A 1,592-nucleotide genomic window follows, 5' to 3' on the forward strand; every position below is an offset into this window, starting at 1 on the left:
CTAATCCGAAAATGACGGTGACCGGGCAGGCGGTAGCTGTCGGCGGAGCCGACATGGTTGTTGTTGCTGGTCGTGTTCAGGCGGCTGGGGTGAGGGTGACGGTGTAGCCGAGGGCTTCGAGTTGTCGGACGTGGCTGCGTGTCTTGTTGTTCGGGTTGACACGGCGGTGGAAATGCTCGGGACCGAGGTCGGTGAAGATCGCGTTCTCGTCGTGCAGGAGATGCCAGACGATGACGAGGATGGAGCGGCCGACGGCGACGATGGCGCGTTTCTTACCTCGTCGTCTGGCGATGCGCCGGTAGCGTTCACCGAGGAATGTGCGGGTCTTGCCGGCGACGACGGCGGCCTCGCCGAGAACCCGCGCGAGGTAGCGGTTGCCGTGTCCGGTGGAGGCGTTGCCCTTGGTTTTACCGGCTGATGAGTTGATGCCCGGGGAGAACTTCGCCCAGGAACACAGGTGCCCGGCGGTAGGGAACCGGGACATGTCGACCCCGACCTCGGCCAGGATGATCGCGGCGGCGACGGGCCCGATGCCGGGGATCTCATCCAGGCGCGCCGCCGCCGGGGCGAAAGGGGTCAGCTGCGCCTCGATCTGTGCGTCGAGGGCGGCGATATCGGCGTCGATTCCGTCGATGCGGGCCAGCATCCGGGCCAACAGGAACCGGTGATGGTCACCGAAGTGTCCGTCGAATGCCTGCTCGAGCTGACCGATCTTGGTGCGCATCCGTGACCGCGCCATCTGCGCCAGCGTCTTCGGATTGCGTTCACCGGCGATGAGGGCGGCCATCATCTGCCGCCCGGAGACCCCGAAGATGTCGGAGGCGACGACGGAGAGTTTGATGCAGGCGTCTTCGAGGAGCTTCTCGACCCGGTTCTTCTCCGCGGTGCGCGCACCGATGAGATCGATGCGGTAGCGGGTCAGATCCCGCAGCCGCCGGATCGGTACCGGTGGCACGAAACTGGGACGCAACATCTGACGTTCGGCGACTTTGCACAACCAGACCGCGTCGAGCACATCGGTTTTCGGGCGGCCCGGCAGATGCTTGACATCGCGGGCGTTGACCAGCCACGGCTCGAGCCCATGCGCCTCCAGCAGGTAGAACACCGGCTTCCAGTAGTCCGACGTCGCCTCCATCACCACCCGCTCGATACCCAGCTCGACCAGATGATTGGCCAACTCCGTCAACGACCGGGTCATCGTCGAATGCGTCGACACCTCCTGCAACCGTCTACCCGTGCTGCTGGGCGCGGGAACCCGTACACAGCACACCAACTCGGCCTTGCCGATATCCAGGGCAGCGACCCTGGCAATGATCTGTTCCTCATCATGAGATTCCGCCAGCATGAACTTCGTCCTCTCCCTCACCGCGCGAACCAACCTCGAGGGTGGTCGCCCGTGGGGTCAGGAAGGGAAAACAGAATCTAATCCTCGTGCTCGATAACAGCGGCAACAATGAAGGGCCCACAACCCCGACCCCAACGCCCGGCTAGACGACGGCCTCAACGAACCAAGGACAGACGGCGTCGACAAGGCGACCACCCCACCATTTTCAGCCCGGAACGGGCGTCCCACCAGGGACAAATTGGCTAGA

1 protein-coding gene is annotated in these 1,592 nt (G+C 64.1%); it reads right to left on the bottom strand.

All coding sequences use genetic code 11. The features are described from left to right. Window positions 1-76 precede the first annotated feature (76 nt). Complete coding sequence (locus NA4_RS38165) at window positions 77-1,345, bottom strand: IS110 family RNA-guided transposase (protein WP_067481109.1); 1,269 nt, start codon at window positions 1,343-1,345, stop codon at window positions 77-79. Between the last annotated feature and the right edge of the window lie 247 nt (window positions 1,346-1,592).

It is taken from the genome of Nocardia amamiensis NBRC 102102 (assembly GCF_001612745.1).
GTDB classification, from domain to species: domain Bacteria; phylum Actinomycetota; class Actinomycetes; order Mycobacteriales; family Mycobacteriaceae; genus Nocardia; species Nocardia amamiensis.